At 68.3% G+C, this 15,126-nt stretch carries 14 protein-coding genes; 11 read left to right on the plus strand and 3 right to left on the minus strand.

The window, feature by feature from the left end:
• The 10 genes from FK219_RS02170 to FK219_RS02210 all read left to right on the plus strand — a co-directional run.
• On the plus strand, positions 1–787 hold a 787-nt coding region (locus FK219_RS02170; RefSeq protein ID WP_210416750.1), incomplete at its 5' end, for an AAA family ATPase.
• Positions 788–928: 141 nt separating this feature from the next.
• On the plus strand, positions 929–1,774 hold the full coding sequence (locus tag FK219_RS02175) for a vWA domain-containing protein (RefSeq protein WP_152582072.1): 846 nt from the start codon (positions 929–931) through the stop codon (positions 1,772–1,774).
• 33 nt (positions 1,775–1,807) lie between these two features.
• Positions 1,808–2,980: a pre-mycofactocin synthase MftD gene (gene mftD, locus FK219_RS02180; RefSeq protein ID WP_152582073.1), complete on the plus strand. Its 1,173-nt coding sequence runs from the start codon at positions 1,808–1,810 to the stop codon at positions 2,978–2,980.
• A gap of 30 nt (positions 2,981–3,010) precedes the next feature.
• Complete coding sequence (gene mftE / locus FK219_RS02185; protein ID WP_224744541.1) at positions 3,011–3,709, plus strand: mycofactocin biosynthesis peptidyl-dipeptidase MftE; 699 nt, start codon at positions 3,011–3,013, stop codon at positions 3,707–3,709.
• Positions 3,706–5,106, plus strand: a complete 1,401-nt coding sequence (mftF, locus tag FK219_RS02190) for a mycofactocin biosynthesis glycosyltransferase MftF (protein ID WP_152582074.1) — start codon at positions 3,706–3,708, stop codon at positions 5,104–5,106. Before mftE ends, mftF begins: the two co-directional genes overlap by 4 nt.
• A gap of 286 nt (positions 5,107–5,392) precedes the next feature.
• Positions 5,393–6,034: a hypothetical protein gene (locus FK219_RS02195; protein WP_152582075.1), complete on the plus strand. Its 642-nt coding sequence runs from the start codon at positions 5,393–5,395 to the stop codon at positions 6,032–6,034.
• Entirely contained in the window at positions 5,974–6,765 is a 792-nt protein-coding gene (locus tag FK219_RS02200) for a class I SAM-dependent methyltransferase (protein WP_152582076.1), read from the plus strand. The genes FK219_RS02195 and FK219_RS02200 overlap by 61 nt, the downstream gene beginning before the upstream one ends.
• A gap of 28 nt (positions 6,766–6,793) precedes the next feature.
• Positions 6,794–7,984 carry a hypothetical protein gene (locus FK219_RS13345; RefSeq protein WP_168212432.1) on the plus strand — a complete coding sequence of 397 codons (1,191 nt, stop codon included), beginning with the start codon at positions 6,794–6,796 and terminating at the stop codon, positions 7,982–7,984.
• On the plus strand, positions 7,885–9,570 hold the full coding sequence (locus tag FK219_RS02205) for an AMP-binding protein (protein ID WP_210416751.1): 1,686 nt from the start codon (positions 7,885–7,887) through the stop codon (positions 9,568–9,570). The genes FK219_RS13345 and FK219_RS02205 overlap by 100 nt, the downstream gene beginning before the upstream one ends.
• The gene (locus FK219_RS02210; protein WP_152582078.1) at positions 9,567–10,517 is read left to right on the plus strand and encodes a bile acid:sodium symporter family protein; all 951 of its coding nucleotides are present in this window, start codon (positions 9,567–9,569) and stop codon (positions 10,515–10,517) included. The genes FK219_RS02205 and FK219_RS02210 overlap by 4 nt, the downstream gene beginning before the upstream one ends.
• 16 nt (positions 10,518–10,533) lie before the next feature.
• Here the strand turns inward: FK219_RS02210 and glpX are convergent, their stop codons facing one another.
• The gene (gene glpX, locus FK219_RS02215) at positions 10,534–11,472 is read right to left on the minus strand and encodes a class II fructose-bisphosphatase (RefSeq protein WP_152582222.1); all 939 of its coding nucleotides are present in this window, start codon (positions 11,470–11,472) and stop codon (positions 10,534–10,536) included.
• Between the two features lie 239 nt (positions 11,473–11,711).
• On the opposite strand from glpX, the gene fbaA reads away from it, so the two are divergent.
• Positions 11,712–12,740, plus strand: coding sequence for a class II fructose-bisphosphate aldolase (gene fbaA, locus FK219_RS02220; RefSeq protein WP_152582079.1), 1,029 nt, complete (start codon positions 11,712–11,714; stop codon positions 12,738–12,740).
• Here fbaA and FK219_RS02225 read toward each other — a convergent pair.
• Both FK219_RS02225 and FK219_RS02230 read right to left on the minus strand, forming a co-directional pair.
• Positions 12,725–13,840 carry a hypothetical protein gene (locus tag FK219_RS02225; protein WP_152582080.1) on the minus strand — a complete coding sequence of 372 codons (1,116 nt, stop codon included), beginning with the start codon at positions 13,838–13,840 and terminating at the stop codon, positions 12,725–12,727. The genes fbaA and FK219_RS02225 overlap by 16 nt on opposite strands.
• Before the next feature lie 98 nt (positions 13,841–13,938).
• Positions 13,939–15,123 (minus strand): sensor histidine kinase, encoded by a 1,185-nt coding sequence (locus FK219_RS02230; RefSeq protein WP_152582081.1) that lies wholly within the window; start codon positions 15,121–15,123, stop codon positions 13,939–13,941.
• Between the last annotated feature and the right edge of the window lie 3 nt (positions 15,124–15,126).

A 15,126-nucleotide genomic window follows, 5' to 3' on the forward strand; every position in this document is an offset into this window, starting at 1 on the left:
CCCCGGCACGAGCAAGACGACGATGTTGCGGGCGATCACCGACGAATGGGGCATTCCGCTCATGTTCGTCGAGGGCAACGCCGATCTGACGCCAGCCAAGCTCGTCGGGCACCACAACCCTTCGCGCGTGCTGCGCGAGGACTACTCGCCCGACAACTTCGTGCCGGGCCCGCTTACCGAGGCGATGCAGACGGGCGGGTTCCTCTACATCGAGGAGTTCAACCGCGCCCCCGACGACACCCTCAACACGCTGCTGACGGCGATGGCCGATCGGCGCCTCGCGATACCGCGCGTCGGCATGATCGAGGCGCTGCCAACCTTCCGGGTCATCGCGTCGATGAACCCCTACGACAACGTCGGTACGACAAAGCTGTCGTCGTCGATCACCGACCGTCTCAATCGACTGTCGGTCGACTATCAGGATGCTCCGGCGGAGGAGAGCATCGTGCGATTGCGAGCGAAGCCGACATCCGCGATCGCAGACCGGCTCGTGGGCGATGCGGTCGCGGTCACCCGGGCAACCCGTGAGCATCCGTACATCAGACAGGGTTCGAGCGTGCGCGGCGCGATCGACCTGGTCGCCGTCGCCGAGCAGCTCGCGGGCCTGCGCTCGATCGCAAGCTCCGACCACGAGCGGTACACCGAGCTCGTCTACGACGCCATGGTTGTCGCGCTGTCGGGTCGCATCCACATTGATGAGGCCGTCGACATCACGCCCGAGGCTGTGCTCCGCGAGATTTGGGAAGACCGTTTCGTGCTCGAGCCGGCGATGGCCAAGCCGGGATGAAGAGAACTGCACCTCGATTCGCCCATCCAACGCAAGCGCTCGGGTCAGAGGTCGACGACGGCTGCGCGGCCGCTCTCGCGCACCCCGAAGCAGCTCGACCAGAAGCCGACGGTATTCGAGCCGGGGCAGGGCGGGGCGGGCATGGTGTTCCGCTCGCGGCCGGGAAGCCGACCGGGGCACGCGAAGCAGCGCCCGGGCGGCTCGGCCGAAGGCTTCACCGACGAGGTCGCCGAACTCGTGCCGATCGAGGCGTCGGGCACGCTCGACCCCGCGGTGCGAGCGCTCGCGCGGCAGATCGCCTCGCGTCTCATGATTCCGCGACCGAAGAAAGACTCGCGCTCGCAGCGGGGGTCGGGGGCGTTCGCCAGTGTGCCCTACCGGCGCGGCAGCGACGAGATCGATCTCGACAAGACCATCGAGATGCTCGCCGAGAAGCCGGTGCCCGACGACGAAGACATCATCGTGCGCGAGCGGGTGCGCACGCGCCGGGCACTCGTGCTCGTCGTCGATGTCTCGGGATCGATGAAAGGCGAGCGCATCCGCACCGCGGCCGCGATCGTCGGCGCCCTTGCGGGAGAATTGTCGAACGACGACCTGGCGCTCATCGCATTCTGGTCAGACGCGGCCGTGCTGCAGACCTTTGGCCAGCACCAGAGCTCCGACCGGCTGCTCGACTTGCTGACGAGCATCCCTGCTCGAGGGCTGACGAATGTCGGATTCCCCCTCGAGCTCGCGGCGAAAGAGCTGCGCAAGCGGCCCGCGCAAGACGCCCGGGTGCTGCTGCTCTCCGACTGCGTGCACAACGCAGGGCCCGACCCGCGCCCGATCGCAGCGCGGCTGCCGCGACTCGATGTGGTGTTGGATCTCAGCGGCGAGCACGACCTCGAGCTCGCCCGAGAACTGACCCGAGCCGGACGAGGGGCGATGCAGACCGTGCTCACCCACCGCGATGTCGCGACCGCGCTGACCCGCATCTTCACGACTTGATCACACCCACGATGACTGCAAGGAGAAATCACGATGAGTAGGAACGCCTGGTTCGAGACCGTCGCCGAAGCACAACGTCGCGCCAAGAAGCGACTGCCTGGTCCCGTCTATGCCGCCCTCATCGCCGGCTCGGAGAAAGGCGTCTCTCTCGACGACAACATTGCGGCGTACAGCGAGCTGGGGTTCGCCGCTCGCATTGCCGATCATCACGCGGTGCGCGACCTGTCGACCTCGGTCATGGGCATCGACATCTCTCTGCCCGTCATCATCTCGCCGACCGGCGTGCAGGCGGTGCACCCCGAGGGCGAGGTCGCGGTGGCACGCGCTGCGGCCAACCGCGGAACGATCATGGGCTTGAGCTCGTTCGCGTCGAAGCCGGTCGAAGACGTCGTCGCGGCGAACGCCAACACTCTCTTCCAGGTCTACTGGAGCGGCGAGCGCGACGAGATGATCCACCGCATCGAGCGGGCCAAGGCGGCCGGCGCCAAGGGCCTCATCGCAACGCTCGACTGGTCGTTCTCGAACGGTCGTGACTGGGGCAGTCCGCAGATTCCGGAGCGACTCACGCTCGGCGCCGCCATGAACTTCGCCCCGCACGCGCTGCCGCGCATCCCGTGGTTGTGGTCGTTCGCGAAGACCTTCAAGATTCCCGATCTCAAGGCGCCGAACCTCAAGCCCCGAGCAGGCGGCGAGCCTCCCACGTTCTTCGGGGCGTACGGCGAGTGGATGTCGACCCCGCCTCCGACGTGGGACGACGTGCAATGGTTGCGCGAGCAGTGGGGCGGCCCCTTCATGCTCAAGGGCATCGGCCGCGTCGACGACGCCAAGCGGGCCATCGACATCGGTGCGACGACCATCTCGGTCTCGAACCACGGCGGCAACAACCTCGACACGATTCCGGCGCCGATCCGCATGCTGCCGGGCATTGTCGACGCTGTCGGCGACCAGGTCGAGGTCGTGCTCGACGGCGGCGTTCGGCGCGGCGGCGACGTCGTGAAAGCTGTGGCGCTCGGGGCGAAGGCCGTCATGATTGGGCGCGCCTACCTCTGGGGCCTCGCGGCCAACGGGCAGGCCGGCGTCGAGAACGTGCTCGACATCATGCGCGGCGGCATCGACTCGGCCGTGCTCGGCCTCGGCCGCGGCGCGTTGAGCGAACTCGAGCGCGACGACATCTACGTGCCCGACGATTTCGAACGAGAGCGCTGAGCCGTCGCAGCCGCCCGATACGGTGGCGTCGTGACGCGACTCGATGAGGCGGCCTGGCCGTCGGTGCCGATGGAGCCGCTACTGCTCGTGCCGCTCGGCTCGACCGAACAGCACGGACCGCACCTGCCGTTCTCGGTCGATACCGACATCGCCGCGGCGGTCGCGCGAGAGGCGGCAGAACGGCTCGGCGCTGTCGTCGCGCCCGCGCTCGCCTACGGGTCGAGTGGCGAGCACCAGGGGTTCGCGGGCACGCTTTCGATCGGGCAGGATGCCCTGCGCCTGCTGCTCGTCGAGCTCGTGCGCTCGGCGCGCACGTGGGCGGCACGGGTGGTGCTCATCGCGGGGCACGGCGGCAATGCGCCCGTGCTGTGGGAGGTCGTGCCGACCCTGCGCGCCGAGGGCCATGAAGTCGCGTGGCTCGGGCTGGGGGCACCGAACGGCGACGCGCACGCAGGCCTCACCGAGACTTCGCTCATGCTGCACCTCGATCCAGCTCGCGTCGGCGCGTTCGACAACGTGGTGGGTGCGACTGAGCCGATCAGCGACCTGCTGCCGCACCTGCGTGAGGGCCGACTGCGCGAGGTCACGCCGAACGGCGTGCTCGGCGACCCGCGTGCTGCGACCGCGGCCGAGGGCGAGACACTACTCGCACAGATAGTGAACGAGGTGGTCGTGCGCATCGGGCTCGATCGAGTGGGAGCACACGGCGAGCTGCAGGCTCGATCGTGAAGCTGCCCAACGGCTTCACGGTGCGCCTCAACAGGCGCACGCATGTCGCTGACGGCGGCGCCACCCTTGTCGGCGGTGTGCCGACACGAGTGCTCTACGTGACAGCACTCGCGCGGGCGATGCTGACGGGCGGTCGCCTCGTGGTCACCTCACCCACGACCGCGGCGCTTGCCGAGCGACTGCTCGACGCCGGCATCGCCGACCCGGTGGTCGCTGAGCTGCCCAAGCAGGCTGAGGCAGTGACGGTTGTGGTGCCTGTGCACGATCGGCCCGAAGCGGTCGCGCGGCTGCTCGCCAGTATCCCGAGCGGCATTCCCGTGATAGTAGTGGACGACTGCTCACGGAATCCGAAGGCCGTGCGCGACGTAGCCGATCGCTTCGGTGCGAATCTGATCGCCTTGCCGGAGAACCTCGGGCCTGCCAGCGCCCGAAACGCGGGGCTAGCTGCTGTGACAACGCCATTCGTCGCCTTCATCGACAGCGACATGGTCATCGACGCCGACACGGTTCCACGCCTGCTACGACACTTCGCCGACCCGCGAGTGGGCCTCGTGGCACCGCGTATCGTGGGTCTCGAGCCCGAATCCGGCCCGAACTGGATTACGCGCTACGAGGCAGCGCGATCGTCGCTCGACCTCGGCGCCGAGCCCGCCAACGTGCGCCCGGGCGCGCGAGTGTCGTGGCTGCCCGCCGCCTGTCTCGTGGCGCGCACCGAAGTCATCGGCGCGGGATTTTCCCCCGGTATGCGAGTCGCGGAAGACGTCGATCTCGTGTGGCGGCTCGTCAAGAACGGGTGGCGCGTGCGATACGAGCCCGCGGTCGAAGCTCGGCACGAGCATCGCCGCACCGTGCTCGACTGGCTCGGACGAAAGGCGTTCTACGGCACGGGCGCAGACGACCTCGCGGCCCGCCACGGCGACACCGTCGCGCCCGCGGTCTTCACGCCGTGGACCCTCGTTTTCGTCGGCGCGCTGCTGGCTCAACGACGCTGGTCGCTGCCGATCGCGGCCGGCGCGGCTGCAGTGGCAGCAGTGCGCATCGGCTCACGCTTGCGCCCGACCCCCGATCGCGCGCGCATCGCCGTGCGGCTCACGGGCCTGGGGGCGCTCGCCGCGACGGCGCAGACCGCTGAACTGCTCACGCGCCACTGGTGGCCCGTCGCTGCGGTCGGCTCGCTCGTGTCGCGCAGACTGGGGCGGGCGGTGGTCGTGGCTGCGGTCGCCGATGCCGTGTACGAGCATCGGCGCACCGCCACCGGCATGGGGCTGGCCTCCTTCGCGATCGCCCGACGCTTGGACGACCTCGCCTATGGCGCTGGCCTCTGGATTGGTGCCATGCGCGAGCGGTCGAGCCGTGCGTTGCGACCGGTTGTGCGGGTCCGGTCGCGTATTCGCTAGCCGAACCCGGACATGCCTTTGGCAACGATCGTGATTCGGGCTAGCTCAATGGTCTCAGGCGACCGCTCGTCATGTCATGATCACTGCGCACTATCGACCCTCTCCCTATAGACGGAGGCTCACACGTCGTGAGCCTCCACATCTACGTGGAGGAGTGCTTCGATGGCTCGCAGGCGCGGTTCGAATGTCGGTGACATGCAGTTGTCTTTCGACCTGTGGGGGCTCGAAGACCCAATCCCGGACGACGGCGCGCCGGCATCTGCCGGCGATGAGGAGAGGAATGTCGATGAGCGATCAGTTCAGTCCGGACCCGCAGCTGGTGCGGCAGGTGGAGATCGACCTGAACCGTCGAACGGTGTCGGCCGACGACCTGTATCTGAAGCGGATGGGGTTGTTCACGAACGACCGGATGGTGGCGAACAAGATCGCCTACGCGGAGCAGACAGCGGAATACTCCGAACTTGGGTACTGGACCACGAAAGCGGAGCGCAACTACTTTCTGACCGCCAGGCCAACCGCGCTGGAGGCTTTCCAGCTGCTGTATCGGCACGCGAGGAACGCGCCGATCATGCCGAGCCCGATAGCTCTGGAGCTGCTGGAGTACGTGGAGGACTCGGAGCAGATGGACGAGCTGGCGTGGTCCAGCGAGTACCGGTCGCTGACGCTGTTCTGGATGTCGAAGGAGCAGGAGCAGTCGCTGCGGAGGGCGCCGGAGGTGGTGGTGGCGCTTTCGAAGGTGATGGAGCCGGTGGCGAAAGCGCAGGGGCTTTCCTGGCCGATGAATCCGATGCAGTTGCGCGTGCTGTGGCGGATGCTCCGACTGTGCGAGGACGAGCGCGCGTTCAGTTGGGAGTATCTGCAGGACGTGTGCTCCAGCAGCTGGTTCTTGAGTCTCGAGCGCCGACCGAAGAAGAGCGGCGTCTCCTAGCTTGCTGGCCGGGGAGGGGTGCCACCCCGGACCTGTTCGACGAGGACGACGCGCGCTACGCCGACGAGCGCGCACAGCTAAAGGCACTGTGGACCGACGGGGAGTGGGCGGCAGCACGCCGCACGGTGTTGAACGCCCACTACACCTCCCGCGACTTCGCCCACGGCATCTGGGAAGCGCTCGCTGAGAGCGGCGTCACCACCGGTGAGGTGCTGGAGCCTGGAAGCGGCTCGGGCAACTTCATCGGCACCGCCCCTGCCGGCGTGCACATGGTGGGCGTTGAGGTGGACCCGACGACGGCCCGCATCAGCCAGTTGGTCTATCCGCAAGCGCAGATCCGCATCGAGTCGTTCGCCGACACGCAACTGACCGGCGATGGGTTCGACGCAGTGGTCGGCAACGTGCCGTTCTCCAACGCGACCCTGTACGACCCGGCGTACAACACCGAGAAGCTGTCCATGCACAACCACTTCATCGTGAAGTCGTTGGCCATGACCAAGCCCGGCGGAATCGTCGCGGTGCTCACCAGCCGGTTCACGCTGGACTCGAAAGACGACGCGGCCCGTCAGCGGATGGCGGAGCTCGGGGAGTTCCTCGGCGCCGTGCGGTTGCCTGCCGGCGCTCACGATGACGTCGCCGGCACCGATGCGGTCACAGACCTGGTGATGTTCCGTCGGCACCTGCCGGGGGCAGAATACGCAGTCCCGCACCGACCGGCTGACCTCCTCTGACCGGCTGATCGACGGAAACACCGTCCGCGTGAGCGACTACATCTATGCGAACCCAGCACAGGTTGTTGGCACACTCGCCTCCCGTCAGGGACGGTTCGGATTCGAGCCGACCGTGCCGCCGCCTGACGGTGGCCATGACGCGATCGCCGCTGCGTTCCGTGCGGCGGCGATCGACGTCGCCACCCGTGCGCGCAGGGCGGGCCGTGGGTGGGCCGCCGAAGGCCAGATCGTCACTGACAGGCCGCCGGCGCGCATCGCGCAGAAACCCGGCGGTGTGGTCGGAAGTCTGCTGGTTGACGCGATGGGGCAGATCGTCGCCCAAGGCATCAACGGTCGCGTCGAAGTGCGCCTGCCGGCAGCGGTCTCAGGTGAGCTGCGGAAACTGATCGGCCTGCGCGATGCGGCGGTGACGGTGCTGGAAGCAGAGTCACGGTCTTCCCACGACGGCGACCTGCTGGCTGAGCTGCGGGCAACGCTGAACACTTCCTACGACGACTACGTGCGCGCGCATGGCCCCATCAACCGGGTCGAGACGCGCGGCACGGGGCAGTTCGACGACGACGGCGAAGAGATCGTCAGGCGGAAATATCCACGGGCGCTGCTGGAGTTTCGCCGCGACCCGCACTTCGCAGTCGTGGCGGCGTTGGAGATCTTCGACGAAGACTCCGGGCGCGCCCGCAAGGCGGACATCTTCACCAAACGTGTCATCGGCTACGTCGACGAGGTGACCCGTGTGGACTCACCGGAAGATGCCGTCGCGGTCAGCATGGACCGTGAAGGGCGCGTCAGCGTACCCCTGGTGGCGGAACTGCTCGGCGTCGACGAAGCGGCCGCGGTCGCCCTGGCGACCCCGTTCACGTTCCCTGACCCGGCGAAACACGGACAGCTGGTGCCGGTCGCCGAATACCTATCGGGCGACGTGCGCGCTCGCCCGCGGTTGTTGCGGAAAAAGCTCGCCGACGACCCGACACTGGTGCGCAACCTGGCCGCGCTCGAGGCGGTGATCCCGCCTGAGCTAGGCCCGGAGGACATTGACGTGAAGCCCAGTGCTTCGTGGGTGCCGGAGAAGACGAGTCACCAGAACCTTCAGCAGTCCCGGCCGATGTCGAGCACGAGCTCGTGCCCCCGCCGTTCCGTACTCTGCCGGAGCTCATCGCGAATGCGGCCGCAGAGTATGCCGATACCGTCGCGTTCACGCAGTGCATGCCCAATGGCATGAACGGCTCGCTCACCTACGCGCAGGTCGAGGCGCTCTCCGACGCCTTCGCCTCATACCTGCGCGAGGATGTGGGCCTGAAGGCGGGCGACCGCGTCGCGGTGCAGATGCCGAACTGCCTGAGCTACCCGGTCGTCGCCTTCGGCATCCTCAAGGCCGGCTGCGTGCTCGTGAACACGAATCCGCTCTACACCGCGAGCGAGATGATCCACCAGTTCTCCGACTCCGGTGCGAAGGCGCTCGTGATCATCGACATGTTCGCTGACCGGTTGCCGGAAGTGGTCGCGCCGACCGACGTCGAGACCGTCGTCACCGTGCGCATCGGCGAGTTCTTCCCGCCCGTCATCGCGGGCGTCATCCGTCTCGTGCAGAAGTGGTGGAACCGCTCCCTGCCGGCCATCACCGTCGAGCACACGGGGCTGCAAGCGGCTCTCGCGTCAGGCCGCGAGCGGCTCGGCAAGGCGGAGAGCTATGTGGCGCATCTCGACGCCGACTCGCTCGCCGCCCTGCAGTACACCGGCGGCGGTACGACGGGCGTCGCGAAGGGCGCGATGCTCAGCCACGGCAACCTCGTCGCCAACACGCTGCAGATGATGCAGCTGCTCAGCACGCACATCCGCCCCGGCAAGGAGGTCGTGCTCACGGCCCTGCCGATGTACCACATCTTCGCCTTCACGGTGAATCTCATCGGCTTCTTCCACGAGGGCGCACGCAACATCCTCATCCCGTCCCCGCGGCCGCCCAGCAACCTCAAGCGGGCATTCGAGAACTACAAGATCACGTGGACGACGGGCGTGAACACACTGTTCAACGCCCTCCTCAACGAGCGGTGGTTCTCCGAGAACCCGCCGAAACACCTCGTCGCCTCGGCGGCGGGCGGAATGGCTCTGCACGAGTCGGTCTCCGAGCGGTGGCGCGGCGTCACCGGTACTCCCATCGTGGAGGGCTACGGGCTCACGGAGACGTCTCCGGCCCTCACGTTCAACCCGCTCGGTGGGGTGGGCAAGGATGGCACCATCGGCATTCCCGTGCCGTCGACCGACATTCGATGCGTCGGCGAGGACGGCGTCGGCGAGGACGTCGGCGAGGACGGGGAGCTCATCGCCCGAGGGCCGCAGGTGACCAGCGGCTACTGGAATCGACCGGACGACACCGCGAATGCGATGCTCGACGGCTGGTTCCGCACCGGCGACATTGCTCAGATGGACGAGGACGGCTACTTCACGATCGTCGACCGCAAGAAGGACATGGTTCTCGTGAGCGGCTTCAACGTGTACCCGAACGAGGTCGAGGAGCGCATCGCCGCGATGCCGGGAGTGCTCGAAGTCGGTGTCATCGGGATGCCCGATGAGAAGACCGGCGAGTCCGTGCGCGCCTACATCGTCGCCACCGAGAACCCGCCCACCGAGGCCGAGGTGATCGCGCACTGCCGCGAGGCTCTCGCCGCCTACAAGGTGCCGAAGTCGGTGCGTTTCGTCGAGGAGCTGCCCAAGAGCCCCATCGGCAAGATCCTGCGCCGCGAGCTGCGTGCCATCGGCGTCACCTCCGCGACCGCGAGTATCGAGACCCAGGGAAGGGAGCTGTCATGACCGGCGGCTCGCTCATCGTTCTGACCCAGACCGTCGTCACCGAGTTCGAGCAGGTCTTGCTCGTCGGCCTCGTCTTCGTCATCATGTTCGGCCTTGGCGCCGGCCTCACACCGCGGGACTTCCGCTCCGCCCTGCGCCGGCCGTGGGGTCTCATCATCGGGTTCGTCACGCAGTTCGGCATCATGCCACTGCTCGCCTACCTGCTGGTGATCGCCGTGCTCTTCCAGCTGCCGCGCGAGTACGCCGCTCCCGTCGCCCTCGGTGCTCTGCTCATGGGCTGCGTGCCGGCCGGGACGACGTCGAACATCTTCACGTACTTCTCGAAGGGCAACCTCGCACTCAGCGTCATCATGACGACCAACTCGACCCTGTGGGCGATCCTGATGACCCCCCTCGTGCTCGCGTTCTACGGCTCGCTCGTCTTCGACGCGGACTCTGAGCTGCAGATTCCCATCCTCAACATCGTCGTGACGCTCGCGACGTTGCTCATCCCCGTCGTCGCCGGCATGATCCTGCGCCGCTACAGCGCGAACATCGGCGCCGTCATGGAGCTGCTGGGCGGCTTCTTCGGCCTCTTCTTCATCGTGTTCCTCATGGCCACGTGGGTGCCGCGCAACTGGGCGCTGCTCACCTCCACGCCGTGGCAGACCTACCTCGTGGCGATCGGTCTCGGGCTGTTCGGCATCGCGATCGCCTACGCCATCGCGCGGGCGATCCGCATGCACCCGATGAACGCTCGCACGATCGGGCTCGAGACGGGCATCCAGAACGGCCCGCTCGCGATCGCGATCGTGCTGCTGACCTTCGCGGGCAGCCCCGACATCGGGCTCATCCTCATCGTGCCGGCGCTCTACTCGCTCTTCATCGTCATCGTGTCGACGGTCGTGACGTTCTACTTCCGCCGCGCGAACCTCGCCGAGGAGCAGAAGATCCCGAACCTGCTGTAGCGCGTTCGGCGAGTCGTCAGGAGTCCAGCCACTTCGCGACGAGGTGGTCGGCGATGACGCGGCGCACGGTGCCCGAGCGCGAGCGCAGCACGATCGACTCGGTCGTGATGATCTCGCCCTCGCGGCGCACGCCGCGCACGAGTTCGCCGTCGGTCACGCCCGTCGCGACGAAGAAGGTGTTGTCGCTGCGCACGAGGTCGTTCGCCTCGTAGACGTGGTCGAAGAGAAGACCCGCGGCCTCGCCCTTCTCGCGCTCGTCATCGCTGCCCGGCGCGAGCCTGCCCTGAATGAAGCCGCCGAGCGCCTTGACGGCGCATGCGGTCGCGACACCTTCGGGGCTGCCCCCGGTGCCGATGCACATGTCGATGCGCGAGTCGTGGCGCGCAGCGTTGATGCCGCCGGCCACGTCGCCGTCGAGAATGATGCGCGTGCCCGCACCGGTCGCGCGAATCTCCTCGATGAGTTGCGCGTGCCGCGGGCGGTCGAGAACCGCGATGCGCATGTCGTCGACACGCTTCTTCTTCGCCGCGGCGAGGGCCCGAATGTTCTCCTCGACCGACTGGCGGATATCGAGGACGCCGATGCCCTCGTGGCCCGCGACGATCTTGTCCATGTAGAACACGCTCGAGGCGTCGAGCATCGACCCGCGATCCGCCACGGCGATCATCGAGATGGCGTGCCCGCGGCCCGCGGCCGTGAGGGACGTGCCGTCGATCGGGTCGACGGCAATGTCGCACGCGGGGCCCTGCCCGTTGCCGACCTCCTCGCCGTTGAACAGCATGGGGGCGTTGTCCTTCTCGCCCTCGCCGATGACGACGAGCCCCGAGAAGTTGACGGTGCCGAGGAACTTGCGCATGGCGTCGACAGCCGCTCCATCGGCGGCGAGCTTGTCGCCCTTGCCGATGAACGGTGCCGAGCGGATCGCGGCCGCCTCGGTGGCGCGCACGAGTTCCATCGCGAGGTTGCGGTCGGGGTGGAGGAACAGCGTTCCGGTCTCAGTGGTCACCACGATGGCGTCCTTTCCGTGGGTCGGCGATGCGTCGAGAAGATGAGGACGCGCCGGGTGGCAGTGCAGCGCGCGACCAGCCTAGCGTCGAGCCTGAACACCCGTCGGGGCGATCAGCCGGTGGCAGCGGGCACGCCCGTGGCTAGACTCGACGCGAAACCACGACACCCCCAGTACCGAGGAGTCTCATGCCCATCGCCACGCCGGACCAGTACGCCGAGATGCTCGACAAGGCCAAGAAGGGCGGCTTCGCCTACCCCGCGATCAACGTCTCGTCGTCGTCGACGATCAACGCCGTGCTGCAGGGCCTGAGCGACGCCGGCTCCGACGGCATCATCCAGGTCACGACCGGAGGCGCCGACTACTTCGCCGGCCAGAGCGTCAAGGCCCGCGCGTCGGGAGCGCTCGCCTTCGCCGCCTTCGCCACCGAGGTCGCCAAGAACTACCCGGTCACCGTGGCCCTCCACACCGATCACTGCCCGAAGGATGCCCTGCCCGGGTTCGTCATGCCGCTCATCGAGGCGAGCGAGGCCGAGGTGAAGGCCGGCCGCAACCCGATCTTCCAGTCGCACATGTGGGACGGCTCGGCGGTGCCTCTCACCGAGAATCTCGAGATCGCGAAAGACCTCCTGCCCCGCATGAAGGCCATCAACGCCATTCTCGAGGTCGAGATCGGCGTCGTCGGCGGCGAGGAGGACGGCGTGCAGCACGAGGGCTCGAACGACGCCTTGTACACGACTCTCGGCGACGTCACCGCGGCGGTCGAGGCTCTCGGGCTCGGCGAGCACGGCCGCTACATGGCCGCTCTCACCTTCGGCAACGTGCACGGCGTCTACAAGCCGGGCAACGTCAAGCTGCGCCCCGAGCTGCTCAAGGAGATCCAGGACGGCATCCAGGCGAAGTACGGCACGGATGCTCTGCCTCTCGACCTCGTCTTCCACGGCGGCTCGGGCTCGACCGATGAGGAGATCGCCACCGCGGTCGCCAACGGCGTCATCAAGATGAACATCGACACCGACACTCAGTACGCCTTCAGCCGCTCGGTCGCCGACAGCGTGCTCAAGAACTACGACGGGTTCCTCAAGGTCGACGGCGAGATGGGCAACAAGAAGGTCTACGACCCGCGGGCGTGGGGCAAGGCGGCCGAGAGTGCGATGGCCGCGCGCGTCGTCGACGCCACCCGTCAGCTGGGCTCAGCGGGTCACTCCGGCAGCTGAGCATGACGCTGCGCGAGCGGCAGATTCGGTGACCGCGGGTCCGGCGCGGTCATGAAGTCGAGCGCGATCGAGGATCCGTTGCGCCAACGGATGCCCGTGACCGTCGACTGCAGGCTCACGTAGTAGGGCTCGAGGAACGTCACGCGCCGCCCCTCGGCAAGCGTGGTGAAAATTCTGAGCGCGACCGCGATGGTGCCCTCCGCGGGCGACCTCAGCTCGATGCGTGCGGAGACGAATCCGGAGGCGGGGTCATCGAGCAGGGCATCCAGCATGGCGCGCAGAGCCGTGCGCTGCGGCACACCGAGTCGGTCGGCGAGGCGGTCGGGGTCGCGCACGCTCAACGGCCTGCCGCGAGCCATGCGCTCCAGCCAGCTGTCGTTCGCCGCCGCCAGCAGCTCCTCCCTCAGCCGGGCCGCCACCTCGGCCGCCCTCTCCTGGTCGCGGCCGTCGATCTGACCGCGCTCGACGATGTCGGCCAGCAGGGCGAGCGCCTCCGACAGCTGCGCGGTCGTCTGCTCGTCGACCTGCGCGATGAGCAGCTCGGTGCTGTCGGGGTCGCTCCCCGCGTCGAGAGTGGCGGCAGGCCCCTCCGACCACGGGCGCTCCGACCAACGGCTGAGCCGCCGCGTCACGGTCACGATGAACGCCAGAGCGCCCGCAGTGCCGAAGACGACCGGCGACACGATGATGCTCGCCGCCGCGAGCGGGGGCCACGCGCTTGACGCACCCACGTCGAGCACCGCGGCCGCACCGAGGCAGGCGAGCAGCAGCGCGCACCCTGAGAGCACTACGCACGGGGGGTCGCAGTACGGCGCCATGGCGAGAAGCAGCAGGGTGCAGACGAGTGGCGCCCACCACAACTCGAGCACGATCGCGTCGTTGCCGCGGTGCGCGGCGGCGGAGATCAGCACGCCTGCGCTGACGAGAACGACGGCGACCGTCGCACGCAGCCCGGTGAGAGGGCCCCGCCGCGGTCGGGTCGAGACGAACACCCACAGCAGCCCGAACGTCGCGAGCAGCAGCGCGAAGCCCTGCAGCAGAAGAGCCGTGCCGTCCTGACCCCCGAACACCAGGGCGAGCGCGCCGTAGACGACGGTCACGCCGATGGCCCCGAGAGGAAGGTTCGGAACGGCGAGCCAGCTCAGCGGGTCAGCATCCCAGGGGGTGCGGTGCGGCCTCGGGATCGCCGTGCGGCCGCTCAGCGGGCATCCTCTCGCATCGGCGCGGTCAGCATGACCGTCGTGCCGTCTTCGCCCGCCCAGATGCGCACCGAGCCGCCTACGTTCTCCACACGACCCCTGATCGCCGTGGTCAAGCCCAGGCGATCAGCGGGCACCGCATCGGGGTCGAAGCCGCGACCGTCGTCGACGACGAGGAGGGAGACGACGCCCGAACGCTCGCCGACCACCAGATCGGCGCGCTCGGCCCCCGAATGGCGCGCCACGTTGTCGAGAGCGGCGCGGGCAGCGGCGAGCAGGGCATCAGCGACCCGAGCCTCCACGGGGCGCGCGAGCATCTCCGCCCCGCTCACCTCCACGCGCACTCCCGTCCACTGGAAGTCGTGCGCGAGCTCGAGAAGGGCAGCGCCGAACTCGGTCGACACCGGCCGCGTGCCGGACGGCTCGCGCACGCTCGACGACCGGATCAGGTCGAGATCTGCGACGAACCGCTCGCGAGCTCGGTCGCTGAGCGGGCCGGTCGATGCGGCGACCACCGCGAGGTCCGCGAGCACGGTGTCGTGCACGACCGCCGCCGAGCGCAGTTCGAGTGCTCGCTGCCGCTCGGCGCGCTCGAGCGAGGCGAGCGCATTCTCGAGTGCCGGTGTCGCGAGCCGGGCGCGGCGCTGGGCGAGCGCGAGGATGCCGTAGGCGAGGAACGAGACGATGAAGATCAAGAGCGGCCCCCACCCGGGCTCTGCAGCGCCCCCGCCAGCGGCGAGCCCGACGGCGAGGCTGCCGTAGGCGACGATGAGCCCCGCCGTGCTCCACACCATGCCGCTCACGGCGCTGCCGTGCAGGGCACCCACGAGGACGAGTGCGGTCGCGGTGCGGTTGAGCGCGAACGGCCCCGGCTCGGCGAAACCGGGGTCCACCGTGAGGCCGAGGGTGATGACCGCGACGGAACTCACCGCCCCGCCGGCCAGGAAGAGCGACGCCGTGAACAGGGTGGGGCGCCACAGCAGCACGAGGGCCAGCAGGGAGACCGCGAGGACGGGCGCGATGACGAGCGTCGTGTACTCGCCATGGCTCCGAGCGGCGAGCAGATCGGCGATCGTGAGGGCACCGAACAGAAGGCCGAGCACGACGATGAGGCGCTGGGCCGCTGCGAGACCGTGCACGATGGCCGCCGCCGCCACCGGCCTGGGTGTTTCGAAGACGGCCATCGA

This window comes from Microcella pacifica, from assembly GCF_009371975.2.
Taxonomy (GTDB): Bacteria; Actinomycetota; Actinomycetes; order Actinomycetales; family Microbacteriaceae; genus Microcella; species Microcella pacifica.

What these genes read in the sequence shown, in the direction of transcription:
- glpX (WP_152582222.1), bottom strand. Translation starts at nt 11,472, where the DNA reads ATGGAACTCGTGCGCGCCACCGAGGCGGCCGCGATCCGCTCGGCACCG.
- mftD (WP_152582073.1), top strand. Translation starts at nt 1,808, where the DNA reads ATGAGTAGGAACGCCTGGTTCGAGACCGTCGCCGAAGCACAACGTCGC.
- FK219_RS02210 (WP_152582078.1), top strand. Translation starts at nt 9,567, where the DNA reads ATGACCGGCGGCTCGCTCATCGTTCTGACCCAGACCGTCGTCACCGAG.
- FK219_RS02230 (WP_152582081.1), bottom strand. Translation starts at nt 15,123, where the DNA reads ATGGCCGTCTTCGAAACACCCAGGCCGGTGGCGGCGGCGGCCATCGTG.
- FK219_RS02195 (WP_152582075.1), top strand. Translation starts at nt 5,393, where the DNA reads ATGAGCGATCAGTTCAGTCCGGACCCGCAGCTGGTGCGGCAGGTGGAG.
- fbaA (WP_152582079.1), top strand. Translation starts at nt 11,712, where the DNA reads ATGCCCATCGCCACGCCGGACCAGTACGCCGAGATGCTCGACAAGGCC.
- FK219_RS02175 (WP_152582072.1), top strand. Translation starts at nt 929, where the DNA reads ATGGTGTTCCGCTCGCGGCCGGGAAGCCGACCGGGGCACGCGAAGCAG.